The organism is Paraburkholderia sp. Ac-20342, from assembly GCF_017104985.1.
Lineage (GTDB): Bacteria > Pseudomonadota > Gammaproteobacteria > Burkholderiales > Burkholderiaceae > Paraburkholderia.
The window spans coordinates 14,069-41,019 of sequence record NZ_JAAGPQ010000009.1 but is presented as its reverse complement, the minus strand read 5'-3'; the positions used below and the strand labels follow the sequence as shown (position 1 = coordinate 41,019).

Annotated in this window: 22 protein-coding genes and 1 pseudogene; 17 read left to right on the top strand and 6 right to left on the bottom strand. The window is 61.7% G+C overall.

Annotation, left to right across the window (positions count from 1 at the left end):
* Positions 1 to 110: 110 nt before the first annotated feature.
* The gene (locus tag G3N58_RS05155) at positions 111 to 1,649 is read right to left on the bottom strand and encodes a carboxylesterase family protein (protein ID WP_205998657.1); all 1,539 of its coding nucleotides are present in this window, start codon (positions 1,647 to 1,649) and stop codon (positions 111 to 113) included.
* A 161-nt stretch (positions 1,650 to 1,810) separates the two neighbouring features.
* Here G3N58_RS05155 and G3N58_RS05150 point away from each other — a divergent pair.
* Positions 1,811 to 2,296 (top strand): annotated as a pseudogene (locus G3N58_RS05150) (IS6 family transposase); the annotation flags it as partial.
* 82 nt (positions 2,297 to 2,378) lie between these two features.
* On the opposite strand, the gene G3N58_RS33990 reads toward G3N58_RS05150, so the two are convergent.
* The 3 genes from G3N58_RS33990 to G3N58_RS05135 all read right to left on the bottom strand — a co-directional run bounded on the left by G3N58_RS33990 (position 2,379) and on the right by G3N58_RS05135 (position 4,506).
* Positions 2,379 to 2,927: a hypothetical protein gene (locus G3N58_RS33990; protein WP_346778240.1), complete on the bottom strand. Its 549-nt coding sequence runs from the start codon at positions 2,925 to 2,927 to the stop codon at positions 2,379 to 2,381.
* On the bottom strand, positions 2,915 to 3,139 hold the full coding sequence (locus tag G3N58_RS33985; RefSeq protein ID WP_240162946.1) for a hypothetical protein: 225 nt from the start codon (positions 3,137 to 3,139) through the stop codon (positions 2,915 to 2,917). The genes G3N58_RS33990 and G3N58_RS33985 overlap by 13 nt, the downstream gene beginning before the upstream one ends.
* Before the next feature lie 428 nt (positions 3,140 to 3,567).
* A complete protein-coding gene (locus tag G3N58_RS05135) occupies positions 3,568 to 4,506 on the bottom strand; it encodes a helix-turn-helix domain-containing protein (protein ID WP_167048180.1) in 939 nt (312 codons plus the stop codon).
* Between the two features lie 184 nt (positions 4,507 to 4,690).
* On the opposite strand from G3N58_RS05135, the gene G3N58_RS05130 reads away from it, so the two are divergent.
* A complete protein-coding gene (locus G3N58_RS05130) occupies positions 4,691 to 6,055 on the top strand; it encodes a cytochrome P450 (RefSeq protein WP_346777770.1) in 1,365 nt (454 codons plus the stop codon).
* A 70-nt stretch (positions 6,056 to 6,125) separates the two neighbouring features.
* Here G3N58_RS05130 and G3N58_RS05125 read toward each other — a convergent pair whose 3' ends face one another.
* The gene (locus G3N58_RS05125; protein ID WP_167048186.1) at positions 6,126 to 6,821 is read right to left on the bottom strand and encodes a GntR family transcriptional regulator; all 696 of its coding nucleotides are present in this window, start codon (positions 6,819 to 6,821) and stop codon (positions 6,126 to 6,128) included.
* Between the two features lie 265 nt (positions 6,822 to 7,086).
* On the opposite strand from G3N58_RS05125, the gene G3N58_RS05120 reads away from it, so the two are divergent.
* From G3N58_RS05120 to fdhA, 9 genes are all read left to right on the top strand, one after another.
* Complete coding sequence (locus tag G3N58_RS05120) at positions 7,087 to 9,141, top strand: FAD-dependent oxidoreductase (RefSeq protein WP_277396960.1); 2,055 nt, start codon at positions 7,087 to 7,089, stop codon at positions 9,139 to 9,141.
* Between the two features lie 54 nt (positions 9,142 to 9,195).
* Complete coding sequence (locus G3N58_RS05115; RefSeq protein ID WP_205998656.1) at positions 9,196 to 10,194, top strand: ABC transporter permease subunit; 999 nt, start codon at positions 9,196 to 9,198, stop codon at positions 10,192 to 10,194.
* A gap of 70 nt (positions 10,195 to 10,264) precedes the next feature.
* A complete protein-coding gene (locus tag G3N58_RS05110) occupies positions 10,265 to 11,539 on the top strand; it encodes an aromatic ring-hydroxylating dioxygenase subunit alpha (RefSeq protein ID WP_346778239.1) in 1,275 nt (424 codons plus the stop codon).
* Between the two features lie 20 nt (positions 11,540 to 11,559).
* The gene (gene proX, locus G3N58_RS05105) at positions 11,560 to 12,579 is read left to right on the top strand and encodes a glycine betaine/L-proline ABC transporter substrate-binding protein ProX (protein ID WP_205998654.1); all 1,020 of its coding nucleotides are present in this window, start codon (positions 11,560 to 11,562) and stop codon (positions 12,577 to 12,579) included.
* A gap of 63 nt (positions 12,580 to 12,642) precedes the next feature.
* On the top strand, positions 12,643 to 13,764 hold the full coding sequence (locus tag G3N58_RS05100; RefSeq protein ID WP_205998653.1) for a betaine/proline/choline family ABC transporter ATP-binding protein: 1,122 nt from the start codon (positions 12,643 to 12,645) through the stop codon (positions 13,762 to 13,764).
* 54 nt (positions 13,765 to 13,818) lie between these two features.
* The gene (locus G3N58_RS05095) at positions 13,819 to 14,568 is read left to right on the top strand and encodes an electron transfer flavoprotein subunit beta/FixA family protein (protein WP_205998652.1); all 750 of its coding nucleotides are present in this window, start codon (positions 13,819 to 13,821) and stop codon (positions 14,566 to 14,568) included.
* Positions 14,569 to 14,581: 13 nt separating this feature from the next.
* Positions 14,582 to 15,520 carry an FAD-binding protein gene (locus G3N58_RS05090; RefSeq protein WP_205998651.1) on the top strand — a complete coding sequence of 313 codons (939 nt, stop codon included), beginning with the start codon at positions 14,582 to 14,584 and terminating at the stop codon, positions 15,518 to 15,520.
* Between the two features lie 73 nt (positions 15,521 to 15,593).
* A complete protein-coding gene (locus G3N58_RS05085; RefSeq protein ID WP_205998650.1) occupies positions 15,594 to 16,754 on the top strand; it encodes a hybrid-cluster NAD(P)-dependent oxidoreductase in 1,161 nt (386 codons plus the stop codon).
* A 97-nt stretch (positions 16,755 to 16,851) separates the two neighbouring features.
* Complete coding sequence (gene fdhA, locus G3N58_RS05080; RefSeq protein ID WP_167048208.1) at positions 16,852 to 18,054, top strand: formaldehyde dehydrogenase, glutathione-independent; 1,203 nt, start codon at positions 16,852 to 16,854, stop codon at positions 18,052 to 18,054.
* A gap of 114 nt (positions 18,055 to 18,168) precedes the next feature.
* On the opposite strand, the gene glyA is transcribed toward fdhA, so the two are convergent.
* Positions 18,169 to 19,416, bottom strand: coding sequence for a serine hydroxymethyltransferase (gene glyA, locus G3N58_RS05075; protein WP_205998649.1), 1,248 nt, complete (start codon positions 19,414 to 19,416; stop codon positions 18,169 to 18,171).
* Between the two features lie 419 nt (positions 19,417 to 19,835).
* Here glyA and G3N58_RS05070 point away from each other — a divergent pair, with 419 nt between their 5' ends.
* Genes G3N58_RS05070 through G3N58_RS05045 form a run of 6 tightly spaced genes read left to right on the top strand, consistent with a single transcriptional unit; the run spans position 19,836 to position 26,917 of the window.
* The gene (locus G3N58_RS05070; RefSeq protein ID WP_205998648.1) at positions 19,836 to 21,221 is read left to right on the top strand and encodes an L-serine ammonia-lyase; all 1,386 of its coding nucleotides are present in this window, start codon (positions 19,836 to 19,838) and stop codon (positions 21,219 to 21,221) included.
* Between the two features lie 16 nt (positions 21,222 to 21,237).
* Complete coding sequence (locus G3N58_RS05065) at positions 21,238 to 22,482, top strand: sarcosine oxidase subunit beta family protein (protein WP_167048217.1); 1,245 nt, start codon at positions 21,238 to 21,240, stop codon at positions 22,480 to 22,482.
* A gap of 35 nt (positions 22,483 to 22,517) precedes the next feature.
* Positions 22,518 to 22,826 (top strand): sarcosine oxidase subunit delta, encoded by a 309-nt coding sequence (locus G3N58_RS05060; RefSeq protein ID WP_205998647.1) that lies wholly within the window; start codon positions 22,518 to 22,520, stop codon positions 22,824 to 22,826.
* Complete coding sequence (locus tag G3N58_RS05055; protein ID WP_167048222.1) at positions 22,823 to 25,831, top strand: sarcosine oxidase subunit alpha family protein; 3,009 nt, start codon at positions 22,823 to 22,825, stop codon at positions 25,829 to 25,831. The genes G3N58_RS05060 and G3N58_RS05055 overlap by 4 nt, the downstream gene beginning before the upstream one ends.
* On the top strand, positions 25,821 to 26,465 hold the full coding sequence (locus tag G3N58_RS05050; protein WP_205998646.1) for a sarcosine oxidase subunit gamma: 645 nt from the start codon (positions 25,821 to 25,823) through the stop codon (positions 26,463 to 26,465). Before G3N58_RS05055 ends, G3N58_RS05050 begins: the two co-directional genes overlap by 11 nt.
* Positions 26,462 to 26,917, top strand: a complete 456-nt coding sequence (locus G3N58_RS05045; protein ID WP_205998645.1) for a dihydroneopterin aldolase — start codon at positions 26,462 to 26,464, stop codon at positions 26,915 to 26,917. The genes G3N58_RS05050 and G3N58_RS05045 overlap by 4 nt, the downstream gene beginning before the upstream one ends.
* Positions 26,918 to 26,951 lie beyond the last annotated feature (34 nt).

The following is a 26,951-nucleotide window of genomic DNA, read 5'->3' as shown; positions in this document are numbered from 1 at the left end:
TCGCAGCTGTGAGCGACGGCTTCAATTCGTCCGCGGTAAGCAGGGGGGATTACTTTTCGTTGGATATGGAGGGGGGCGCGTCCGTAAGCGCGCGCCGGATCCAGGGGGATTCAGAAGAGCCCGATCGATCCTCCGTTCCTCAACCATGCGCGAAACGCCTGCCGGTGCGCTTGTTCCAGCAGCGGGGTGACGGTTTGGCGATCGCCAAACAACATGAAGTTCCCGGTGTTGAGTTGTGGCCAGCGCAACAGGCCCGCACCGTTTGGGTTGCCGGTTTTGATGAAGTTAACCCAATATGCCTGCATCACATGCGAGATCGTTCGATCCTTGTCGGTAAACGGGCGGTTTCCAACATCCAGGGTGGCGAACACGTAAGGGATTTCGCTACTATGGAATGTACCAAATCGCGCTGCTCGCGGTCCGGGTTCAGGGTGGACGAATCGGTAGCCGTAAGCGGGTGCAGCATGCTCGGACCGGCCTTCCGACCACGCAACTACGGCTGCAGTTGACGAATCTGCAAGCAATTCGCGAACCTTCGCGGATGCATCCGCATCATTGCCGACAGGATAGAGCAAAGAAAATTGACTGGCCTGAGATTGATAGCGCTCGTCGAGAAATCGCCGATAAGCTTCTTTAGTTTCTATCATCCAGGCGGGACTAAATGCGCTTGCTTCATCTTGATTGGAACCTAACAGAACGGGTACATTAGAACGCTCAAGTTTTTCCCGAAAAGGGATACCTCCTGCGTCTGCAGGTTGAAAACGTGCGCCCTTCCCCAATCGAGGGTCGGTTTGCAAGGCCACCAACTTGTCGGTCGGCACCTCTCGCAGTGCTTTTACATCGGCAGCATTAGCCAATTCTGCAAGCTTCAAGCCCAAGTCGTCGGCATTCGCTTTCGGAACCAACTCAGTGTCCGACCACGAGTTGCTCTCGGCGATAGCTCCTGAAAAGAGACCCTCCGCAGACGGTGCCGCCAGGAGATGATGCACGGAGATCGCACCCGCTGACTGGCCCTGGACGGTAACCCGAGATGGATCGCCGCCAAAACGCGTAATGTTGGACTTCACCCATCGAAGTGCTGCGACCTGATCCATCAATCCAAAAACGCCCGCGCCATCGTTCTCTGCATCAAGAGAAGGATGTGCGAGGAACCCGAACAGTCCTAAGCGATAGTTTATCGAGACGACAACCACGCCTTGACGGGCCAATTGATCCCCGCGATAAAGAGGGACTTCGCCCGATCCTTGAGCAAATCCGCCTCCATGGATCCAAACCACCACAGGCAGGTTAGCCCGCGCGCTCAACTTCGGTGTCCAGACATTCAGATAAAGGCAGTCCTCGCTAAATGGCGGGTCAGATAGATACTCCGCCGTCCAGGGAATGGCATCTGACGGCTTCCGCTGCGGTTGCGCGCAACTAGACGCAAATTTCGTTGCATCACGCACCCCCTGCCATGACGCAGGCGGGCGTGGCGAATGCCACCTCAGTTCGCCAACCGGAGGTGCAGCATAGGGTATCCCTTTGAAAACGGATACTCCCTGATTTGTTTCGCCACGCAACGCGCCATTGTCAATCTTTACCATGGTAGCGCCCGAAGCAGCCTGAACTGCCATCGCACACGCAAATATTGCGATCATCCTTTTAGGCATCACATCTCCTCCTTTTGAAAGTATTGGCTTGCTTCTCGCCGCGTCTGTGGTGCAATTCCGATGCGCTGATCTGTTACCCTCAACCTTTTGATGATCACGAGCCGATGAGCAAGCTGAAAGACATCGACGGGTTGTTCAATTGACGTCATTTCGACCGCGAAGTGATTATCCTTTGCGTGCGGTAGTACTTGCGCTACAAGCTGAGCTTTCGATATCTCCTCGCGGAAATGATGGCGGAACGCGGTCTTTCCCTGGTCCGCACGACGATCATGCGCTGGGTGAAGCGCTACACGCCGGAGTTCGTCAAACGCTGGAATCGGTTCGCCGTAGCGGCCGGTCAGTCGTGGCGCGTTGACGAAACCTGTGTCAGGGTCCGTGGCAAATGGACCTATCTTTAGCGCGCAGTTGACCGAGCGGGAAAGACGATCGATTTCCGCCTCCGTACCAGGCGCGATGTGGCTGCAGCCAAGGTGTTCTTTGTGAAGGCGATCAAAACTCAAGGGCGTGCTCCTGCGACGATTGCCCTGGACGGCTGCGCGGCATCGCATCGAGTCGTCCGCGAAATGAAGACCGACGAGTCACTGCCCCGACGAACGAAATTGCGGTCCTCGAAATACCTGAACAATCTGATAGAGCAAGATATCCGGGAGACGGCCGGCTTCTCACCCGCCCACCGAATTTGCACCACAACCGCTGTGAGACCCCGACGGCAACCACCTCTCTCAATGCCTAAAAAGTTGACAACACGACCGCGCCTCGACTTCCCAGCTTCGTGAAACTCCGCAAGAATCTGTACGTTACGCCATGGCCATTCAGGACGTTGGCGCCCGACTGTGTCGCCGCTAAAATCGCCTCGCCCAAGGCGCCTGATATCGAACCGCATGCCACCAAAGTCCCGGTCGCGACGCCAGCTTTGCCGACATACAGGGCGAAGGTGCCGAACTGCTCTCGGACCATAAAAAGACTGCCATCTCCGTCCAGAGCGATTTCCAGATACTCGGACAACGTGGCCATTGCCTCTGTTGTTGAAGCATCAGTGTGTTCAGGCATCACTCGGTCACCTTGAGAGAGCTCATTACGTTGTGCGCTACCTGGAGAGAACCCGGGCGTCGTGCCGAAGCCGAGCCACAGGCGAAATACCGCGAGCGAGACGAAATTCCACGACAGACTGGTGGCTGCCGCACCGGCGGTGAACCAGGCAAGCGTAATTAGCAGCGGGATCTTGCGGCCGATCCTGTCGCTCAGGCCGCCGCACGTGAGCCCACCTATCCAGCGCACGCCATAGGTCGCGGCAGCAGAAGGGAGGCTGTGGAGAGGGCGACATTGAACGTGTTCGCGACGTCTTTCAGGACGAACGTGATGGCGGGAAAGTCGAGCGCGTCGTTGACCCCGTCTCCCCACGCAGCGACGAGTACACGCCACTGCGCGCTGGTGATTTCTTGATACCAGCGCTTCGTAGCTTGTCGATTCTGAGTGATGTCCGGGGACATTGTCTCTCCCTGTGCAGATGTGGCGTTGCGGTTAATGTAACCGGTCTCATAACTTGTGATCAAGAGGTTCAGCGCCAAATTGTCACGAACTAGGGAATATACCTAAATGTCTGTATTTACGATAAAAAATGAAGGAAAAATGATAAAAAGTGATTCATCGAAAAATTGAAACCGATTTCAATGAGGTCTGCGAGGGGATCCTGAGTGGGTTCGGGCCTGCGGGTGTTATGTGCAGGGCGGGCCGCTCATCAACGACGTTGCGCGATACGAAGCGGTGCCGGACTGATAGCCGACACCGTGATTTCTACCGGGTTCTTCCTTAACCGATAGCGTTGAGTGAAGTGCTGCTACAGGCATTTGCAAAATGGATTCTTCACGAGCCTCAGGGCTTGGTGCCTTGAAGGCGCGCCTGACTTATCCGCCATCGATCACACCCACAACCGGTACACCCAGAACGATTCGTCCTCTTTGAATCGCCGGGCGAATTCGCTGGGAGAAAAACCCGTGCTGCGTTTTACGGCGCGGCTGAGATGAGCCTGGTCGGCAAAGCCCTCGTCGTGCGCGATCGCCGCCCAATCCAGTGCGTGGCCGGCTTCGGATTGCGCACGCGCATTGAAGAACACGCTTTCCGTTTTGACGAGCGCTTGCCACTCGCGCAACGAGCGCCCGCTATACGCCTTGATACGCCGCTCCACGTGACGTGGGCTATGAGAGCGCCGCCATTCATGAGCTTGCCAGGCAAGCCGCTTGACCCAGTAACGGCCCGCTTCGCGCAGCGACGGCAGAATCGGGCTGGCGCGGTTGACGACGCGCCATCTCGTCGTGAGGTGATGCTGGAGTGCGGCAAGTGCTGCCTCGTCGCTGTCCGAAGCCAGCAGTTCATCGAAAAGCGCGTGCCACTCGTCTCCGAGCAACGCCTTTGCGTCAACGATCACGTCCTGGATCGCGGACAGCTCGATGTCGAAGAGCGCCTGTGCGGCGTGCGCCTCGAAGCAGATCATCCCGGCGCGGCCGCTCGTTTGCGCCCAGCACGTGGAAGGATATGAATGGCTGCCCGAAAGCACGAGCGCCGAATTGAACGGACGCCAGATAAGGCCGCTATCCGTCTGCTCGATACGTCCCGCTTCGACGTCCTGGAACCACGTCAGGTTCACCGTAGGCGTGGCGGGGAAATGCGTCAGACGTTGCGCGTCGTTCAAGGCAAAGCCGCGCGTGTCGCGGCAGAGAACGGCGATAACCGCGCCTTGCAGACCCGGCGGCGCGAGGTGAAGGCGCGTGTGCGGACGCCGGTTGCCCTGCGAAACCCATGGCGCTCGTGCCCGCGGATCGGGACACGTCGAAAGGATAGGCAAGGGCATTGCGTTCATAGCCGCGCAGTATAGGTAAGCTGAATTAGACTGTCGATGTCGTTTGCGTTCAAGCATTGGCGCGGCGACAGGTCCATGATTCGGACAGCCACTGTATTGTTCGAATCCATGCTTATCTAACTCGCCCGACATCATGAACTCGCCATCTCCGCGTCAATGCCCGTTGCATCGGAACCCGTCGCCCGTGACGTCCACTGGCGGCTCACCCGGAGCATGGCCGCCGGGTCCACCGGCCGGTCTCACGGGTTTGCGTCTGCTGGCCACCATGTCGCGCGATTTGCCGCGTGCCTTGGCCACGTGGCAAAAGCAGTATGGCGACATCGTGCATCTGCGCCTCTGGCGAGAACATGATGTGGTCGTGGCCGATCCGCAGCTCGCGCGCGAGTTGCTCGTGTCCCATCACGATGCGCTGGTTCGCTGGGAGCGCGGCATTCGCGTCTTTTCGCAGGTACACGGGCATAGCGTGCTGACTTCCGAGGGAGAGGCCTGGCGTAGCCGCCGTCATGCGCTGGTACCCAGTTTTTCTCCCAAAGCCGTACAAGGTTTTTCGCCGACGATCGTCGAGGCCGCGACGCAGGCATTCTCGACATGGCCAGGCGAAGACGCCAACTGGCCAATAGAAACCGCGCTCACGATGCTGACCATGGAGGTGATTCTCCAGATGGTCTTCTCGAGCAGCATCGGCGAGGACGTGCGCGTGGCCGAGCAGGCCATACGCGTGACGAGCGCGGCGGCCAACGCGGAGTTCTACTGGCCGGCAAGCATGCCGGACTGGATGCCCTGGAAGCGCAGGAAACGGCAGGCGCTAAAGAGTCTGAAGGCGCTGATCGAGCGGCATTTGCAAAGCCGTCTGAATTTACCTCGTGATGCGTGGCCGGACGATCTGCTCACTCGTCTCCTGCAATCCGGCGACGATGGGGCCGCGTTGTCGCTGCAAAACGTGCGCGACGAGTGCATGACTATTTTTCTCGCCGGGCACGAGACCACGGCCGCGACACTGGTGTGGTGGGTATGGTGCATGGCCGCGAATCCGGCATCGCAATGCGCCGCGCGCGATGAAGTTCAGCGCGTCTTGCAAGGCCGCGCTCCCACGGCTGAAACGCTGCCGGCGCTTGGTTATCTGGCGCAAACGATCAAGGAGACGCTGAGGCTTTATCCGGTCGCGCCGCTGCTCATCAGCCGTCGTGCCACGCGTGCGGTGCAACTGGGCAACTGGACATTCCCCGCGCGAACGCTGTTCATGATCCCCGTGCATCTGATGCATCACGACCCGCGCTGGTTTCCTGATCCTCAAGCGTTTCAGCCCGCGCGTTTCGCGTCCGACGCGCCGGAAGTGCCGCGCGGCGCATATATTCCGTTTGGGGTGGGGCCGCGTGTGTGCCTGGGGCAGCATCTGGCAATGAGCGAGATGACGGTGATCGCCGCCATGTTGCTGCAGCGTTTCGCGTTATCGGTCCCGCAAGGCGTGGCGCCGCCACGGCCCGTAATCAACCTGACCCTGCGGCCGGAGCAACCGATGCATCTGGCAATCGCATCGGTCGGTGCATAGGCCACTTGAACGGCGTGTGCAAGTACTCCGTATTGAGAGGAGCAACTCGCTCATCGATTCACGAGTACTTTCACTGGAAATGTTTGTACCAGTCCAGAATATGATTTCGCGCCAGCGACGCGCCGCCGATCGAGTCGCGTCGCCAGTACATATCGAGTATCTCGCGATGATCCTGGTGCGCCTTTTCGCGGCCACCGGCCGAGACGATCTTCGAGCGATAGCGGCTGCTGTTTTTTAAAAGAAGCTCGACGGTCGCGACCGCGCGTTTGCGGCCTGACGGCTCGCACAAAGCGACGTGGAAGCGGCAGTTCAGGTTGGCAAGCCCGCTCATGTCTGAATCGGGAATGGAAGGGAACTCGTCCAGGATGGCGCCGATTTTGCGTATCTGCGCATCGCTGCACTGCTCGATTGCCAGCCGTATCAGGTTCGGTTCGATCCACAGCCGCAAGTCGAGCAAGTCGCGGAGATCATCGGACGATAGTTCGGAAACGCATGCCCGATGATGAGGAAGCAGCGTCACAAGCCCTTCGGCGGCGAGGTGGCGCAGCGCTTCACGAACGGGAATGCGGCTCACCCCCATTTCATTGGCTATCACGTCTTGCCGCAGCACGGCGCCAGCCGGTATCGCTTCCGAGAGAATCCGTTCGCGGATGCGATCGACCACGCTGGCGGCGAGCGTGATGCGCGTCAACGGTTCAACCGGCGCGAAGCTCTTTTCCTCAAGTAACTCTTCCATGTCATCTTGCGCGTGCGCTTGATGTTCCACGTTCAGTCTCCCTTCTCTGGGCCGTCATCCGGGGCCGTTGATCGCTGCGTTTCAAGAATTGTAGTCGATGCGAGTCAGTGGCGTATACGGGATACGGTTTTGATGTCTCAAAATCGACTATTAAAGGTAATAAGGCTAAAAAAAGACAAAATATGGCCATTTATTGCGGGTAAACCACGCCATCAATCCTGATTGACACGGAAATTTTGCATATCCAGTATACGAAAAACGCCTGCTTCAGGGCCAATCCGAGAGGAGAGTTACCTTGCAAGTCGCTACTGTCAATTCGATTGGCCTGTCCAACGATCCGCTTCTGAAGCCGTTTGCGATCAAGGGCGTGACGTTCCGGAATCGGATCATGAGCACGAGCCACGCGTGCGGTCTGGAAAGCGACGGCATGCCCGTCGAGCGTTATCAGCGGTATCACGAAGAGAAAGCCAAAGGCGGACTGGCGCTGACGATGTTTGGCGGCTCGTCCAATGTCTCGCCGGATTCACCGAACGTCTTTCGCCAGTTGAATGTCGGCAACGATGCCATCGTGGCGCACCTGCAGTCTTTCTCGGCGCGTATTCACCAGCACGACACGCGCTTGATGTGCCAGATTACCCATCTCGGGCGGCGCGGCGAATTCTGGGCATCGAACTGGCTGCCGACCATTGGCCCTTCTCCGTTGCGCGAGCCGCTACATCGAAACTTTCCCAAGGAGATGGATCGGCACGATATCGATCGCGTCGTCAAAGACTTCGGCGATGCGGCATGGCGTTGCAAGGAAGGCGGCATCGACGGCATCGAGGTCATGGCCGCCAGCCATCTGATCGGTCAATTCATGTCGCCCTCGACCAATCGAAGGACCGATTCCTTCGGCGGCTCCCTCGAAAATCGCTGCCGCTTCGCACGCATGGTGCTGGAAGAAGTTCGCCGCCGCGTCGGCGATGATTTTCTCGTCGGCATTCGCCACACGGTGGACGAAGGGACCGACGGCTGGCTGACGTTCGACGAATCGCTCGCGGCTATACATCTGCTGGAGCGGGACGGCCTGCTCGATTTCGTCAACGCCATTTATGGCCGGATGGACACCGACGTCGCGCTAACCACGCATAACATGCCGGGCATGGCCTCGCCGATTGCGCCGTGGCTCGAACGAGTGGGCAGTTTCAAGCGCGAAATCGGCGTGCCGGTATTCCATGCCGCGCGTATTTCCGACATCGCCACGGCGCGCCATGCCATTCGGGACGGCCTGCTCGATATGGTAGCCATGACGCGCGCGCACATTGCTGATCCTTATATCGTGCGCAAGCTGGAAGCGGGCGCCGAGCACTCGATCCGACCGTGCGTTGGCGCGACGCAGTGCCAGTCGCCGCTGCGGCCTGCCTGCATTCATAATCCGTCGAGCGGGCGAGAAGCGACGCTGCCTCATCAAATCGAGCGGTCTGCGCAAGCGGGGAAAAAAGTCGTGGTTATCGGTGGCGGGCCGGCGGGATTGGAAGCGGCGCGCGTGAGCGCGTCGCGGGGGCACCGCGTCGTGCTTTTCGAAGCCGGTCCGAAGCTGGGCGGACAGATATTGCTGGCCTCGCGCAGCGGTTGGCGGCGCGACCTCATCGGCATTGTCGACTGGCGCGCGCAGGAACTCGAACGGCTCGAAGTCTCCGTGCGTCTCGATACCTATGCAGACGACGAGGATGTACTTCGTGAGGATCCCGATGTTGTCGTCATCGCGACGGGCGGCACGCCGGATATGGAGTGGATTCCGGGCGCGGATCGTTGCACTTCCGTGTGGGACGTCCTGAGCGGTAACGTTCAGTTGAAGTCCGACGTCGTTATCTATGACGGAACAGGGCGCAATCCCGCTGCACAGGTCGCCGAGATGGCCGCGCTCGCCGGAAGCAAGGTGCGCTTTTTCTCTTCCGACGGCTTTCTCGCGCAGGAGTTGCCCTATGCCGAGCGGGTGATCTGGAAGAAGCGCTTCTACGAGCATGCCATTAGCCCGGTCTTCGACGTCGAGCTGACCGAAGTGTCCAACGCAGGCGGCCGTCTCGCAGGATCGTTTTTCAATATCTATACCGGCGATGTGCAGGTTATCGAGGCCGAGCAATTTATCATCGAACACGGAACGCTGCCATTCGACTCGCTCTACCACGAGTTGCGCGAGTACTCGTCGAATGATGGCGTGACCAGCCTGAATGAACTGCTGGCGGGCAAGCAACAGCCGAACGGCACGGGCGCCGGCAAGTTTCAATTGCACCGGATCGGCGACGCCGTCGCAAGCCGGAATATTCACGCAGCCATCCTCGACGCTGCGCGACTGTGTGGAGCGCTTTGATCGCGGCGCAAGCGCTCGCAACCCACCTGTACGTTTTATCGAAGAGGTGTCTCGATGCTCGACGTCATTGCACGACCGTTTCAGCACATCAGACTTCCGTTAGGACAGTGGGCGGATGCGCTGGTGACCTGGCTCGTGTTGAATTTCCGCTCCGTATTTCAGGAGATTCGTTATCCGGTGCAGTTTCTGCTCGACATGATCCAGCACCAGCTGAGTTCCGTGCATCCGTTCGTCCTGATCGGTGCGCTGATGCTGGTCGGCTGGCAAGTCGCTGGCGGACGGGCAGGAATCGTGATCGGCGTCTGCCTCTTCGCTTTGGGGGCGATAGGCGCATGGGCCGATGCGATGGATACGCTTTCCATTGTCTTCACCGCGATCGTGCTCTGCGCCATGATCGGCATTCCCGTCGGTGTCGTGGCCGGACTCAGCGCGCGATTCAATGCCTGCCTGCGCGTGTTGCTCGACTTCATGCAGAGCATTCCGTCGTTCGTCTATCTGGTTCCTGTCGTGATGCTGTTCGGCATCGGCAATGTTTCGGGGGTACTGGTAACCGTGATCTACGCGATTTCGCCGATCATCCGGCTGACGAGCCTCGGCATCCGCCAGGTGAGACCCGACGTGCTCGAGGCCGGACATGCGTTTGGTTGCTCCCCGCTCAAGATTCTCTTTCGCGTGCGCCTGCCGCTGGCGCGGCCAACCATTATGGCCGGCGTGAACCAGACCGTGATGCTCGCATTGTCGATGGCGGTCGTGGCGGCAATGATCTCCGTCGCCGGGCTCGGGCAGATGGTCTTGCGCGGCATCGGTCAGCTCGACGTCGCGACGGCGACGACGGGCGGTGTCGGTATCGTGCTCCTTGCGATCACGATCGACCGCATCTCGCAGGGCCTCGGCATGTCGTTGCGCGACCACGGAATGCAGCGTTGGTGCGACAGAGGACCGCTCGGTATGTTGAACCGCATTGTCCGGCGTTTCCATCGCGGGAATCGGGATGTACCGCAACCACGAGATCCGCGGCCGACATCATTGGTCGAGCGCGATGCGCAGACCTGAGCACCGCAACGCATCGCCAGCATTCGCGGTAATACCGCGAAAACGCGAACCATCAATAGGAGTATCCCAGGTGTCGACTCGAAATCATGATCCGCGTTTCAAAGAGAAGGCCGACTACTTGACGCAACTCGTCAAAGCACGCCGCACAGGCTACAGTCTCGACGCTCCGTTCTATTTGAGTCAGGACGTGTTCGACCTGGACATGCAACTGATCTTCGGGCGGCACTGGATTTTTGTCGGCGTCGAGGCCGCCATTCCCGAACCCGGCGATTACTTCCTCGCCGATTTCGGACCCTATTCGGTCGTAATAAGCCGAGGGGATGAACTCGAACTCACGGCTTTCCATAACGTATGCCGGCATCGCGGCGCGCGCATCCTGCACGAGCAGCAGGGCGCCTTCGCGAACATTGTGTGTCCGTATCACCAGTGGACATACTCGCCCACGGGCGATCTTCTCCATGCGGAACTGCATGGCGATGTCGACAAGGAATGTTTCCGCCTCAAGCCCGTACACATACGCAGTCTGGGCGGTCTGATTTTCGTCTGCATGGCCGACGAGCCGCCCGGCGATTTCGACGATCTCGTACGCGAGGTCGGTGCCTATGTCGAGCCGCACCGATTGCGCGACTGCAAGGTGGCTTATCAACTCGATATCGTGGAAGAGGGCAACTGGAAGCTCACGATGGAGAACAATCGCGAGTGCTACCACTGCCTCGGGCATCCCGAACTATTGCAGTCCACGTTCGGCGTGTTCGGATATACCGAAGACGACGAAAATCCGAGCCGGCGCGAGGCCGTTCGCGAACACGACGCCGCGCTCGCCGCATTGCGTGAGATCTGGACCAGGCACGGGCTGCCGTACGAACCGGTCGAACATCTCGACGATCGATCCACCGCCTTTCGCATTCAGCGGGTTCCGCTGACGGGGCCAGGGGAATCGATGACGATGGACGGCAAGGCGGCCTCGCGCCGCCTGCTGGCCGACTTTACCGAGGCCCGGCTGGGCCGGCTCCAGTTTCATCTTCAACCCAATTCGTGGCATCACCTGCAGGCGGATCATTCGATTCACTTTTCGGTTCTTCCGATCGACCAGGGCAAGACCCTGGTGCGTACGACCTGGCTCGTTCATCAAGACGCGATCGAGGGGCGCGATTATGACCTCGAGAATCTGCTTCATGTCTGGAAGGCGACGAACGAGCAGGACAAGTTTTATGTCGGCTTGACGCAGCAGGGCGCGGTCAATCCGGCCTACGAACCGGGACCGTATGCGCCATCAGAATGGCAGGTCGAAAAGTTTTGTAGTTGGTATATCGGGCGGCTTACTTCTCAACTGAACCGGCTTTAAGCATTCAATCGGGAGCAAACATGAATCACTCGAAAGGTCGTCGACAGTTCCTGATTCAAGGTGCAATCCTCACCGCCTCGTCATGGGGTGGGCAAAAGCTGTTCGCCGCCGAGTTGCCGGGGACCGGCGTGACGGTCAGGCCGACAGGCCTTACCACGCCGACGGCGCGATTCCAGAGCGTGATTGTCGAGATGGGGCTGCAACAGCTCGGATACACCGTGAAAGACTACGCGCCGGCGGACCCGGCGATCTTTCACGTCGCCGTCGCGCAGGGCGATGCCGATTTCTGCGCGCAGGAGTGGACGCCGCTCTATGAGTCCTATTACCAGAAAGTCGGCGGTGACACCTCGTGCGTGCGCATCGGTAGAACGGTGACGAACTGCGTATTCGGCTATTGCATCGACAGGAAGACGGCCGATAAATACCAGATCAACAACCTCGGTCAGCTGAAGGACCCGAAACTGGCCAGGCTCTTCAACGCCACTGGCGCCGACGGCAAGGCAACGCTGGTGGCCGGCAATCCGGGCTGGGGCGCGGCGCGCGTTATCCAGCATCACATCGAATACTACGGACTGGGTGCGACCGTCTCTCCCACGTTTGGAAACTACGATGCCCTGATGGCCGACGTCATGACGCGCTACAAGGCGGGAGAGCCGGTTCTGTACTACACATGGGTGCCGATGTGGGTCAGCAGCGTGTTGCAGCCCGGGCGCGACGTGGTTTGGCTCAGCGTGCCGTCGCCCGACCCCGCCAATGGAAACAATAATAGCCGCCTGCCGGACGGCCGGGATACCGGATTCCCGATCTACGAAATGAAGGTGCTCGCGAATCGGGAATTCGTTCAGAAGAATCCCGCCGCGAAGAAGTGGTTCGAGCTGGTGACGATTCCGGCAGCCGACATTAGTGCCGAGAATCTTCTCATGCAACAAGGCCAGAACAAGATCGAGGATATTCGCGGGCATGCGAAGCATTGGATTGCGCAAAACCAGAAGCTGTTCGATTCGTGGATTCAGCAATCGATTGCCGCGGCGCATGCCTGAGATTCGAAGCCCAAGACCTGTTCGCTGATCGGCGTTTTATATCAGCGTTTTATGCGAGAGCCCATGATGCCAGAACCGTCCATTCTCCGGCCCGTCCATGCGAATGCGAAACCTGTTATACGGTCCACGCCATCTGCTGTGGCGCAGCAAGGCGAAACCGTCATCGAGTGCCGCGACATCTGGAAATTGTATGGGCGCCGTGCAAAAGAAGCGCTGGCGTCGATAAAACGCGAGGGTATCGACAAGGACGAAGTGAAGCGCCGCTTCGACTGCGTGGTCGGTGTGGCTGGCGTCAGCTTCACGGTCAGCCGGGGGGAAACGCTGTGCATCATGGGCTTGTCCGGATGCGGTAAATCGACTTTGCTGCGCCACATTAACCGCCTGATCGATCCGACCGCTGGGGAAATCTGGATCGAAGGCGAGCAGACGGCCAACCTGAAAGCCAAACCGCTGCGGGAATTGCGCGCGAAGCGCTTTGGCATGGTGTTTCAGAACATGGCGCTCTGGCCGCATTTCACCGTTCTGGAGAACGTGCTGTTCGTTCTTCAGGGCCGGGGACTATCGCGCTCCGCACAACTGGATGCTGCTCGAAGCGCGCTCGCGGCGGTTCGACTGTCGGGCTGGGAACATCACTATCCGGATCAGTTGTCGGGCGGCATGCAGCAACGTGTCGGACTTGCCCGGGCACTCTCGACCGACCCGGACATCCTGCTGATGGACGAGCCTTTCAGCGCATTGGACCCCATCGTACGTCGCGAACTCGCCGAGCAGTTCGTCGAAGTCTCGCGCCGCCTCGGCAAGACCGCGGTTTTCATTACGCACGATCTCGACGAAGCGATTCGTATCGGTGACCGTGTCGCCGTTATGAAGGACGGGAAGATCGTTCAGATCGGCACGCCCTTCGACGTGGTCAACATGCCGGTCAACGACTACGTGAAGGATTTTGCAAAAGGCGTCGGGCGCCTGCAAGTTCTGACGGCGGGCGCGATGATGCGGCAGTTCACGAGCGGCTTGCCACATGACGTCTCGTCACATCGCAGCATCGATCTGGATGCGCGGCTGCCTCAGGTGCTGGACGCGTTCGGCGGCGACTCCCGACCTCTCGCCGTCATGCATGAGAAAGAGGTCGTCGGTGTTATCGACTATGCAACCGCACTGGCGGCGATCCGCTCAAAACTGGATTGATCGCTATCTCTTCGATTTGATTTTCAATCAGGCACACCCTGACGGGACATTCTCATGATCGTACTTGTCGCAGTGAAACGCGTGGTCGACTACAACGTGAAAGTCCGCGTGAAGTCCGATGGTACCGGCGTCGATATCGCGAATGTGAAGATGTCGATGAATCCATTCGACGAGATCGCGGTGGAAGAAGCGGTCAGACTGAAAGAAGCGGGCGTGGCAACGGAAGTCGTTGCCGTTTCCGCCGGCAGTGCCCAGTCGCAGGAAACGCTGCGCACGGCGCTGGCGATCGGCGCCGATCGCGCGATCCTGATCGAATCCGGCGAAGAGTTGCAGCCTCTCGCGGTCGCGAAGTTGCTGAAGGCACTTGTCGATCAGGAGCAGCCGCAACTGGTGATTCTCGGCAAGCAGGCTATTGACGACGATTCGAATCAAACGGGCCAGATGCTTGCCGCATTGGCCGGCATGCCGCAGGCGACATTCGCATCGAAGATCGTCATGGCCGACGGCAAGGCAACGGTCGCGCGCGAAATCGACGGGGGCGCCGAAACGCTGTCGCTGACTTTACCCGCCGTCGTGACGACCGATCTGCGTTTGAACGAGCCGCGCTACGTGACGTTGCCGAATATCATGAAGGCGAAGAAGAAGCCTTTGCAAACAATCAAACCGGAAGACCTGTCGGTCGATGTGCGTCCGCGCCTGAAGACGCTGAAAGTGGCGGAAGCGCCGCAGCGGTCCGCCGGCATCAAGGTGCCGGATGTGAAGACGCTGGTCGAGAAACTCAGAACGGAAGCGAAAATTCTGTAGGGGAAACGGCATCATGACAAATCTGGTTGTCCTCGAACATGACGGCGCCGGCATCAAGGCCGCGACACTCAATACGATTGCCGCCGCGAAGGCGATCGGCGGCGATATCGACGTACTCGTTGCCGGTTATAACGTGGCAGAGGTCGCGGGCGCTGCCGCGAAAATCGCCGGCGTTTCGAAGGTACTCGTGGCGGACGCACCGCAGCTTCAAGCGGGACTCGCGGAAAACATCGAAGCGACGGTGATGTCGATTGCGAAAACGTACTCGCACATACTCGCGCCCGCTACGGCATTCGGCAAGAATATCGCGCCACGTATCGCCGCAAAGCTCGATGTCGCGCAGATCAGCGAGATCACGGCCGTCGTTTCCGGCGATACGTTCGAGCGGCCCATATACGCGGGCAATGCGATAGCGACGGTGCAATCGACCGATGCGATCAAGGTCGTCACGGTGCGTGCCACCGCTTTCGAGCCGGTCGAGCCTGAAGGCAACCATGCTTCGATCGAGAAGATTGACGTTGCGGCCGACGCCGGCACGTCACAGTTCGTGAGCCGGGTCATGACGCGGCTCGACCGGCCCGAGCTGACCAGTGCCGACATCATCGTTTCCGGCGGTCGTGGCCTTGGCAGCGGTGAAAACTACAGGCACACGCTGGAGCCGCTGGCCGATCGACTCGGTGCGGCTCTTGGCGCATCGCGTGCGGCAGTCGATGCGGGGTATGTGCCCAACGATTATCAGGTCGGACAGACCGGCAAGATCGTCGCGCCGCAAGCCTATTTCGCGGTCGGCATCTCCGGTGCGATTCAACATCTGGCCGGCATGAAGGATTCGAAAATCATTGTCGCGATCAACAAGGACCCGGAGGCGCCGATCTTCGGCGTTGCCGATTACGGGATCGTGGGCGATCTGTTCGAGGTAGTACCGGAGCTGGTCGACGCGATCAAAGCCTGAGGCGGTAAATGTGGCCGGCCGCGCGACAGGCGGCCAACCGTCTCGCGCATTCGAACAGGAAGGCAGTCCTGAGATGAATTCCACGCAAATGGTATCCGCTTCCCAGTCGGCCGACAGGTTGGTCGATGCAAAGACCTGGGAGACCGGCGCAAGATTGTGGAGCAGTTCCGAAGAGCAGGTGCTCAATTGCTGTCGTGTGACGCGGGAAACGCATGACGTGAACAGCTTTGAGTTTCAAACCGGCGACGGTTTGCCCGTGCGTTTTGAGCCGGGCCAGTTCCTGACGGTATCTGCCGTCGTGAACGGACAAGCGGTGCAGCGCTGCTATACCCTTTCTTCTCCCCCGACGCGCCCGTATCTGATTTCGATCACCGTCAAGCGGGTGCCGGGCGGTGTCATGTCCAACTGGCTTCACGACAACATGCGGCCGGGGGGCCAGTTGCGTGCGTTCGGGCCGTCCGGCGTATTTACGCCGACGGTATCATCCGCGCCCAAGTCGTTGTATTTGTCGGCGGGTTCTGGCGTGACGCCGCTGATGTCGATGACTCGCGCGAGCATCGACCTCGGGCTCGACCGCGATATCGCGTTCGTTCATAGCGCCAGGACGCCTGCCGATATCGTTTTTCGCGAGGAATTGCATCGGCTCGCGACGCTATCGCCACGTCTTCGTCTTTTCTTCGTTTGCGAGGGCATCGGGGAAGAACAGGACTGGACGGGCGCGACGGGGCGACTGAGTTTGCCGCAACTCGCGCAATGGCTGCCCGACTTCAGGGAACGCGAGGTCTTCACCTGCGGCCCTGCCGGCTATATGAGTGCGGTACGGCACATGCTGCGCGAGGGCGGTCACGACCCGGTGCGGTATCACCAGGAGAGCTTCGATATTAGCGAAGGGGTTGCATCTGCGCCGGTATTTGAGCCTGTATCTGAGCCCGCACCCGAGTCCGTGCCTTCCGAAAGCTCTGTCGAGCAGGACACTTTCACCGTGAGACTGTCCCGCTCTTCGAGATCTTTTACGATGCACGCGTCCGAAACGGTATTGGCCGCGGCGAAGAAGAACGGCGTGATGATTCCATCGTCCTGTAGTCAGGGGCTTTGCGGCACCTGCAAGACAAAACTGCTCGACGGCACCGTCGATATGAAACACAACGGCGGCATTCGCGAACGGGAGATTCAGAAAGGGTTCCGTCTGCTGTGTTGCAGCCGGCCCACGTCGGACCTCGTTCTCGAGTTGTGAGATCGCAAACGCGCCTTGACACCTGGACTGACACCCGCATTGACGTTGTACGGCTTCGAAACCGTGAACGGTTTGGCACACCCAACTGGGAGGCACTATGTCAGGAAATCGTGGAGTTGTTTATATCGGACCGGGGAAAGTCGAGGTTCAGAACATCGCATTCCCCGAATTGATCGACCCGGCCGGTCGCAAGGCCAATCATGGCGTCATTCTGCGTGTCGTCGCGACCAATATCTGCGGCTCGGACCAGCATATGGTTCGTGGACGGACAACGGCACCGGCCGGCCTCGTCCTCGGCCATGAAATTACCGGCGAGGTGATCGAGGTCGGCTCGGATGTCGTGACCCTGCAGAAGGGCGATCTGGTGTCCGTGCCGTTCAATGTGGCATGCGGCCGCTGTCCGATGTGCAAGTCGCAGAACACCGGTGTCTGCCTCACGGTGAATCCCGCGCGTGCCGGCGGGGCCTATGGCTATGTCGACATGGGCGGCTGGATTGGCGGCCAGGCCGAGTTCGTGATGGTGCCGTTCGCCGACTTCAATCTGTTGAAGTTTCCCGACCGCGACCGGGCTATGGCGAAAATCCGCGACCTCACCTGTCTCTCCGACATTCTGCCAACGGGCTACCACGGCGCCGTCACCGCGGGCGTGGGCCCGGGGGCCAGCGTGTATGTGGCGGGCGCGGGGCCGGTGGGCCTGGCCGCGGCGGCGTCAGCGCGTCTTCTCGGCGCGGCGGTGACGATTATCGGAGATGTGAATCCGGTGCGGCTCGCACATGCACGGCGCGTCGGGTTCGAAACCGTCGACCTCTCGAAGGACGCTTCATTGGCGGACCAGATCGCCGGGCTGGTCGGCGAGCCCGAGGTGGATTGCGCGATCGACTGCGTCGGCTTCGAGGCCCGAGGCCACGGTCATGCGGGTTCGCAGGTCGAGGCGCCCGCCACCGTGCTCAATTCGCTGATGGAAGTCACGAGAGTCGCGGGGAACATAGGCATCCCAGGTTTGTACGTCACCGACGACCCGGGTGCCGTCGATGCCGCTGCGCGGCAAGGCAGTCTGTCCGTGAGATTGGGCTTGGGCTGGGCGAAATCGCACTCGTTCTTTACGGGGCAGACTCCGGTCATGAAATACAACCGGAATCTGATGCGGGCAATCTTGTGGGACCGCCTGAACATTGCCGAGGTCGTCAACGTCACGGTCATCAAGCTCGATGATGCGCCGTCCGGTTATGCCGAATTCGACTCGGGGGTGCCGAAGAAATTCGTCATCGATCCGCACGACAGTCTGAAGGCGGCTGCATAAGGACTACCTGAGACTACCTGAGGCAGCGCTTGACAGCCATGCAGGCATGACCGGAAACGAGGGGGCGCGAGCGCGTATAAAGCACGCTCGCGCCCCTCTCGTTTCGCCCGGACCTTAGCGATACACCGGGAAACGCTGCGTCAACTCGGCGACCTGCCCACGCACGCGCTCGATCGTTGCCGCATCTTCCGGGTTGTCCAGCACGTCGGCGATCAGGTTGCCGACCTGCTCGGCTTCCTTCACGCCGAAGCCGCGCGTGGTCATCGCCGGCGAACCGAGGCGCACGCCCGAGGTCACGAACGGTTTTTCCGGATCGTTCGGGATCGCGTTCTTGTTGACCGTGATGTGCGCGGCACCGAGCGCCGCTTCCGCCGCCTTGCCGGTGATCTTCTTCGCGCGCAGATCGACCAGCATCACGTGGCTTTCCGTGCGGCCCGAGACGATACGCAGACCGCGCCTGACCAGCGTTTCAGCGAGCACACGCGCGTTCTCGACGACCTGCTGCTGATACGCCTTGAACTCCGGCGACAGCGCTTCCTTGAACGCGACCGCCTTGGCGGCGATCACGTGCATGAGCGGACCGCCCTGGATGCCCGGGAAGATGGCCGAGTTGATCGGCTTCTCGAACTCGGCCTTCATCAGGATCACGCCGCCGCGCGGGCCGCGCAGGCTCTTGTGCGTGGTGGTCGTGACGAAGTCGGCGTGCGGCACCGGATTCGGGTAGACGCCCGCGGCAATCAGGCCGGCGTAGTGCGCCATGTCGACCATCAGGTACGCGCCGACCGACTTCGCGATCTTCGCGAGGCGCTCGAAGTCGATGCGCAGCGCGAACGCGGACGCGCCCGCCACGATGAGCTTCGGCTTGTGTTCCTGCGCGAGCTTTTCGGCCGCGTCGTAGTCGATGTCTTCGGCTTCGTTCAGGCCGTAGCTGACCACGTTGAACCACTTGCCCGACATGTTGACCGGCGAGCCGTGCGTGAGGTGGCCGCCATGCGCGAGGCTCATGCCCATGATCGTGTCGCCCGGCTTGAGCATGGCGAAGAACACGCCCTGGTTGGCCTGCGAACCGGAGTTCGGCTGCACGTTGGCGGCTTCGGCGCCGAACAGCTGCTTCACGCGGTCGATCGCCAGTTGCTCCACCACGTCCACATATTCGCAGCCGCCGTAGTAGCGCTTGCCCGGATACCCTTCGGCGTACTTGTTCGTGAGTTGCGAGCCCTGTGCGGCCATGACCGCGGGCGAGGTGTAGTTTTCCGACGCGATCAGCTCGATGTGCTCTTCCTGACGGCGGTTCTCGAGTTCGATCGCCTTGAAGAGTTCGGGATCGACGTTTTCTACGGTGCTCGTTGAACGGTTGAACATGTTGAGGTCCGGTTCGTTGAAGGATGCGTTGGAGGAATCTCGTACCGATTGCGTCGCGATGCGCGAGCCTGACGTGATTCTGGTAATTCGAAATTCGTGCGACTAGAAGAATTGCGACAGCGCGCTAGTACGCCGATACCGGCGATGAAAACGACCGACCAGGGCTTTCCCGGAGTGCACACGGCTCAAGCATACGGTCCGCATGTGGCTTGCGTGTGGCCTGCGCGTTGCCTCTGTATACGGCCTGCATGCGGTTTCCCGCGCGCTTCCGGCGGCACACCGGAACGAAGAGCGTCCACGCCACGCGCCCAATCGGGAAAGTTACACGCGCATGTCGTTTTCCTTCTATCGGAAGTCTTTTGGCGTTGGTGTACTACGCACACTGTCATCAACCGCTGAGTCCACGAGGGGAGCGTCGCATGAACGTCAGCGTTTTCGATCTGTTCAAGATCGGCATCGGTCCGTCGAGTTCGCACACGGTCGGCCCGATGATCGCGGCCTGCCGCTTCGTTTCGCACATTGACGAAGCGAATCTGCTGCGCTTCGTCTGCCGCGTGAAAGTCGAGCTGTACGGCTCGCTCGGCGCGACGGGCAAGGGCCACGGCACCGACAAGGCGGTGCTGCTCGGCCTCGAAGGCCATCTGCCCGACACCATCGATCCCGACCAGATCGAACCGCGTCTCGCCGCGATCCGCGCGCAGAAGTCGCTGTCGCTGCTCGGCCGGCAGACGATCCGCTTCGAGGAAAAGGAGTGCATCGGCTTCTACCGCAAGCTGATGAGCGGCACGAGCATCGTGCATCCGAACGGCATGCGCTTCCAGGCCTTCGACGAGAACGGCCAGTTGCTGGTCGAGAAAGAGTATTACTCGGTGGGCGGCGGCTTCGTCGTGAATCGCGACGGCGAGCGCGTGAACGGCCAGCGCGGCGCGCACGACGTGCCCTGGCCGTTTCGCACCGGCGACGATCTGCTGCGCGTGTGCAAGGAGAGCGGCCTGTCGATCGCGCAGATCGCCCACGCGAACGAATGCGCCTCGCGTTCGCCCGAAGCCGTGCGCGAAGGGCTGATGACGCTCTGGCACACGATGGCCGCATGCGTCGAGCGCGGCTGCCGGATGCACGGCGAGTTGCCGGGCCCGATGCACGTGCGCCGCCGCGCCGCCGATCTCTGCGCGCATCTGCGCGCGCGCTCCGAAGAGTCGCTGCGCGATCCGCTCTCGATGCTCGACTGGGTCAATCTCTACGCGATGGCCGTCAACGAGGAGAGCGCGGCGGGCGGGCGCGTCGTCACGGCGCCGACCAACGGCGCGGCCGGCGTGATTCCCGCCGTGCTCCATTACTACGTGAAATTCGTGCCGGGCGCGAACGAACAGGGTATTGCCGACTTCCTGCTGACGGCCGCCGCGATCGGCATCATCTACAAGGAAACGGCCTCGATTTCCGGCGCCGAAGTGGGCTGCCAGGGCGAAGTGGGCGTCGCGTGCTCGATGGCTGCCGCCGCGCTCGCGGCCGTCATGGGCGGTACGCCGTCGCAGGTCGAGAACGCCGCCGAGATCGGCATGGAGCACAACCTCGGCATGACCTGCGATCCGGTGGGCGGCCTCGTGCAGATCCCGTGCATCGAGCGCAACGCGATGGGCGCGATCAAGGCGCTGAACGCGGCGCGCATGGCGCTCAAGGGCAACGGCCAGCACTACGTCACGCTCGACAACGTCATCAAGACCATGCGCGAAACGGGGGCCGACATGAAGACCAAATACAAGGAAACGTCGCGCGGCGGTCTGGCCGTGAACGTCATCGAATGCTAACGAAGGAAACCGCGAAATGAGCCGCTATTCGATATTCAGTCTGTTCCGCAACGGGTTGTCGTATCACGAGAACTGGGAGCGGCAATGGAAGAGCCCGGAGCCGAAGAAGGAATACGACGTGGTGATCGTCGGCGGCGGCGGCCACGGTCTCGCGACCGCGTATTACCTCGCGAAAGAACACGGCGTGAAGAACGTGGCGATTCTGGAGAAAGGCTGGATCGGCGGCGGCAATACCGCACGGAATACGACGATCGTGCGCTCGAACTATCTGTGGGACGAGTCGGCGGCGCTCTATGAAAAGGCCATGAAGCTCTGGGAAGGGCTCGCGCAGGACCTCAACTACAACGTGATGTTCAGCCAGCGCGGCGTGATGAATCTCGCGCATACGCTGCAGGACGTGCGCGATACCGAGCGCCGCGTGAATGCGAACCGCCTGAACGGCGTCGATGCCGAATTCCTCACGCCCGCGCAGATCAAGGAAATCGAGCCGACCATCAATCTCAACAGCCGTTACCCGGTGATGGGCGCGTCGATCCAGCGGCGCGCGGGCGTGGCGCGTCACGATGCGGTCGCGTGGGGCTTCGCGCGCGGCGCGGACCGTCTCGGCGTGGACATCATCCAGAACTGCCAGGTAACCGGCATTCGCCGCGACGGCGCGCGCGTGACGGGCGTCGATACCGTGAAGGGCTTCATCAAGGCGAAGAAGGTCGCCGTGGTGGCCGCCGGCAACACCACGACGCTTGCCGACATGGCCGGCGTGCGCCTGCCGCTCGAAAGCCATCCGCTGCAGGCGCTCGTGTCCGAGCCGATCAAGCCGGTCGTCAATACGGTCATCATGTCGAACGCGGTGCACGCCTATATCAGCCAGTCCGACAAGGGCGATCTCGTGATCGGCGCGGGGGTCGATCAATACACGGGCTTCGGCCAGCGCGGCAGCTTCAACATTATCGAAGGCACCTTGCAGGCGATCGTCGAAATGTTCCCGGTGTTCTCGCGCGTGCGCATGAACCGGCAGTGGGGCGGCATCGTCGACGTGTCGCCGGACGCCTGCCCGATCATCAGCAAGACCGACGTCAAAGGGCTCTATTTCAATTGCGGCTGGGGCACGGGCGGCTTCAAGGCGACGCCGGGTTCGGGCTGGGTGTTCGCGCACACGATCGCGAACGACGAGCCGCATCCGCTGAACGCAGCGTTTTCGCTCGACCGTTTCTATACCGGCCATCTGATCGACGAGCACGGCGCTGCCGCCGTCGCGCACTGAGTGCCGCACGCACCCGCTTACCAGGAGAAAACCACATGTTGCTGATCGAATGTCCGTGGTGCGGCCCGCGCGCCGAAGCGGAATTCACCTGCGGCGGCGAAGCCGAGATCGCGCGCCCGCTGGAGACCGAACAACTCACCGACAAGGAATGGGGCGACTACCTGTTCATGCGCCATAACCCGCGCGGCGTGCACAAGGAGCAATGGCTGCACGCGCAGGGTTGCCGCCGCTGGTTCATGGCGACGCGCGACACCGTCACGTACGAAATTCTCGGCTACGAGACGTTCCGGCGCGGCGGCGCGACGGGCGACTCGACCACGCCGGCGCAAGGAGACAAGGGATGAGCCAGAAGAACCGACTCGGCACGGGCGGGCGCGTCAACCGCGCGATTCCGTTGAACTTCACGTTCAACGGCCGCACGTATCAGGGCTATCAGGGCGACACGCTGGCCTCGGCGCTGCTCGCCAACGACGTGCATTTCGTCGCGCGCAGCTTCAAGTATCACCGGCCGCGCGGCATCGTCACGGCCGACGTCGCCGAGCCGAACGCGGTCGTGCAGCTCGAACGCGGCGCGTATACCGTGCCGAACGCGCGCGCGACCGAGATCGAGCTGTATCAGGGGCTCGTCGCGACCAGCGTGAACGCGGAGCCGTCGCTCGAACAGGATCGCATGGCGGTCAACCAGAAGTTTGCGCGCTTTCTGCCCGCGGGCTTCTACTACAAGACCTTCATGTGGCCGCGCAAATGGTGGCCGAAGTACGAGGAGAAGATTCGCGAGGCGGCGGGCCTCGGCAAGGCGCCCGAGGCGCTCGACGCCGACCGCTACGACAAGTCTTTTGCGCATTGCGACGTGCTGGTGGTCGGCGGCGGACCGAGCGGCCTGCTCGCGGCGCTCACGGCGGCGCGCAGCGGCGCGCGCGTGATGCTCGTCGACGATCAGCGCGAACTGGGCGGCAGCCTGCTCGCGGGCAAGACCGAGATCGACGGGCGCCCCGCGATTCATTGGGTCGAAAAGGTCGAGGCCGAACTCGCCGCGCTGCCCGACGTGACGATTCTGTCGCGCAGCACCGCATTCGGCTATCAGGATCACAACCTCGTGACCGTCACGCAGCGTCTCACCGAGCATCTGCCGGTGTCCGCGCGCCGCGGTTCGCGCGAAGTGCTGTGGAAGATCCGCGCGAAGCGCGTGATTCTCGCCACCGGCGCGCAGGAGCGCCCGCTCGTATTCGGCAACAACGATCTGCCGGGCGTGATGCTGGCCTCGGCGGTGTCGGCGTATATCCACCGTTATGCGGTGCTGCCGGGCCGTAACGCGGTCGTGTTCGCGAACAACGACGCGGGCTATCAGTGCGCGCTCGATCTGAAGGCATGCGGTGCGGCGGTGACGGTCGTCGATCCGCGCGCGCAAGGCGCGAGCGAGCTGCAAGCGGCGGCGCGCCGCCAGGGCATCAAGGTGATGAACGGCGCGGCGGTGGCGAGCGCGCGCGGCAAGCTGCGCGTGTCGTCGGTCGAGGTCGTCGCGTGGGCGAACGGCCGCAGCGGTGCGAAGCAGGCCGAGCTTCCCTGCGATCTGCTCGCGATGTCGGGCGGCTTTAGCCCGGTGCTGCATCTGTTCGCGCAATCGGGCGGCAAGGCGCACTGGAACGAGGCGAAGGCGTGCTTCATGCCCGGCAAGCGCGTGCAGCAAGAGGTGAGCGTGGGCGCGGCCGCCGGCGAATTCGGTTTTGCGCGGGCGCTGGCGCTCGCGATCGACGCGGGCGTCGATGCGGCCAAATCGCTCGGCTTCGCGGTCGAGCGCCCGCCGCTGCTGAAGCTCGTCGATCATGCCGAGGCGCCCATCCAGCCGCTCTGGCTGGTCGGCAGCCGCGAGGCCGCGGCGCGCGGGCCGAAGCAGTTCGTCGATTTCCAGAACGACGTCTCGGCGGCGGACATCCTGCTCGCCGCGCGCGAAGGCTTCGAATCGGTCGAGCACGTCAAGCGCTATACGGCCATGGGCTTCGGCACCGATCAGGGCAAGCTCGGCAACATCAACGGCATGGCGATTCTCGCCGATGCGCTCGGCAAGTCGATTCCCGAAACGGGCACGACGACGTTCCGCCCGAACTACACGCCCGTCACGTTCGGCACGTTCGCGGGGCGCGAGTTGGGCGATCTGCTCGATCCGATCCGCAAGACCTGCATTCACGAATGGCACGTCGAGCATGGCGCGATGTTCGAGGACGTCGGCAACTGGAAGCGGCCCTGGTATTACCCGCAAGGCAGCGAGGACCTGCACGCGGCCGTCAAGCGCGAATGTCTCGCGGTGCGCAACGGCGTCGGCATGCTCGACGCGTCGACGCTCGGCAAGATCGACATTCAGGGACCGGACGCTGCCAAGCTGCTGAACTGGGTCTATACGAACCCGTGGAGCAAGCTCGAAGTCGGCAAGTGCCGCTACGGCCTGATGCTCGACGAAAACGGCATGGTCTTCGACGACGGCGTGACGGTGCGCCTCGGCGAGCAGCACTACATGATGACCACCACGACGGGCGGCGCGGCGCGCGTGCTGACGTGGCTCGAACGCTGGCTGCAAACGGAATGGCCCGACATGAAGGTGCGGCTCGCGTCCGTCACCGACCACTGGGCGACCTTCGCCGTGGTCGGCCCGAAGAGCCGCAAGGTGCTGCAAAAGGTCTGCGCGGACATCGACTTCGCGAATGCCGGGTTTCCGTTCATGTCGTATCGCAACGGCACGGTGGCGGGCGCGAAGGCGCGCGTCATGCGCATCAGCTTCTCGGGCGAGCTGGCCTATGAGGTGAACGTGCCGGCCAACGCGGGCCGCGCGGTCTGGGAAGCGCTGATGCAGGCGGGCGCCGAATTCGGCATCACGCCGTATGGCACGGAAACGATGCACGTGCTGCGCGCGGAGAAGGGCTACATCATCGTCGGCCAGGATACCGACGGCTCGGTGACGCCTTTCGATCTCGGCATGGGCGGGCTCGTTTCGAAGGCGAAGGACTTCCTCGGCAAGCGTTCGCTCTCTCGCTCGGACACGGCGAAGGAAGGCCGCAAGCAGTTCGTCGGCCTGCTCACCGACGACGCGCAGTACGTGCTGCCCGAAGGCGGCCAGATCGTCGCGCCCGATGCGGTGACGCGTGCCGACGGGACGACGCCGATGCTCGGCCACGTCACGTCGAGCTATTACAGCCCGGTTCTCGACCGCTCGATCGCGCTCGCGGTGGTGAAGGGCGGTCTCGGCAAGATGGGCGAGAAAGTCGTGGTGCCGATGGCCGATGGCCGTCGCGTTGCCGCGACGATCGCGAGCCCGGTTTTCTATGACACGGAAGGGGTGCGTCAGCATGTTGAATGAAACGATCGAACCGGTGCCCCTCGGGGAACGCGCGGCGACGGTGCCGCTGGAGTCGCCGTGCGTGGGCGTGGCCGCGCTGCTCGACGCGCATGAAGCGCAAGGCGAGCGCGTGACGAAGGCGTTTGCGCTGCGCGAGCTGCCGTTCCGAGATCTCGTGACGGTGCGCGGCGAGCCCGGCGATGCCGCGTTTGCCGAGGCGTTCGCGCGGGTGGTCGGCTGTGCGGTGCCCGCGCAGCCCAATACGCGGGTGTCCGCCGCGCAGTACGACGTGCTGTGGCTCGGTCCCGACGAATGGCTCGTGCGTTCGCGCGAAGCGGTCAACGCCGGCGTGCTCGAAGACGCGCTCGTGCGGGCGTTGAACGGCATGTGGGCGTCGGCGGTCGATGTCGGCAGCGGCTATACGGTGCTGGAACTGAGCGGCGCGCGCGTGCGCGAAGTGCTCGCGCGCGGCTGTCCGCTCGATCTGCATCCGCGCATGTTTGGCGAAGGTCAATGCGCGCAGAGCTTCTATTTCAAGGCGTCGATCATGCTGATTCCGACCGGCGCGGAGCGCTTCGAAGTGGTCGTGCGGCGCAGTTTCGCCGACTACTTCTGCCGCATCATGCTCGACGCCGCGGCGCCGCTCGTGTCATGAAGCTCGTCGAGGGCGCGTTTGCGCGGCCGTTCGATGCCACATTCGCGCAGACGCGAGGGCGCGGCTGGAGCGTGTTCGTCGAGGCGTTGAGCGTGCCGGTGCACGTGGGCATCCACGCGCACGAACACGGCGCGCCGCAGCCGGTCGTGATCGACGCGCGGCTTGGCTACGGCGGCGCACCCGACGAGTCTGGCGAATGGATCGACTATGACGGCTGGTGCACGCGCATTGCCGACTTCCTCGCGCACAAGCCGCATACGCGGCTGCTCGAAACACTCGCGGTGGACGTGGCCGCGCTTTCGTTTCGCGAGTGGCCCGCGTTGCAGACGCTCGAACTTGCACTGCACAAGCCGAAGATCCGGCCCGGCACGCGCCGCGTGGGTATCGCACTCGACTGGACGCGCGAAGACTGGATCGCGTGGCGCGGTTCGCAAGCGCTCGCGAGCCAATAAAACCGCCGCGCTCGCCGCTTCTCCATGCAGCCGG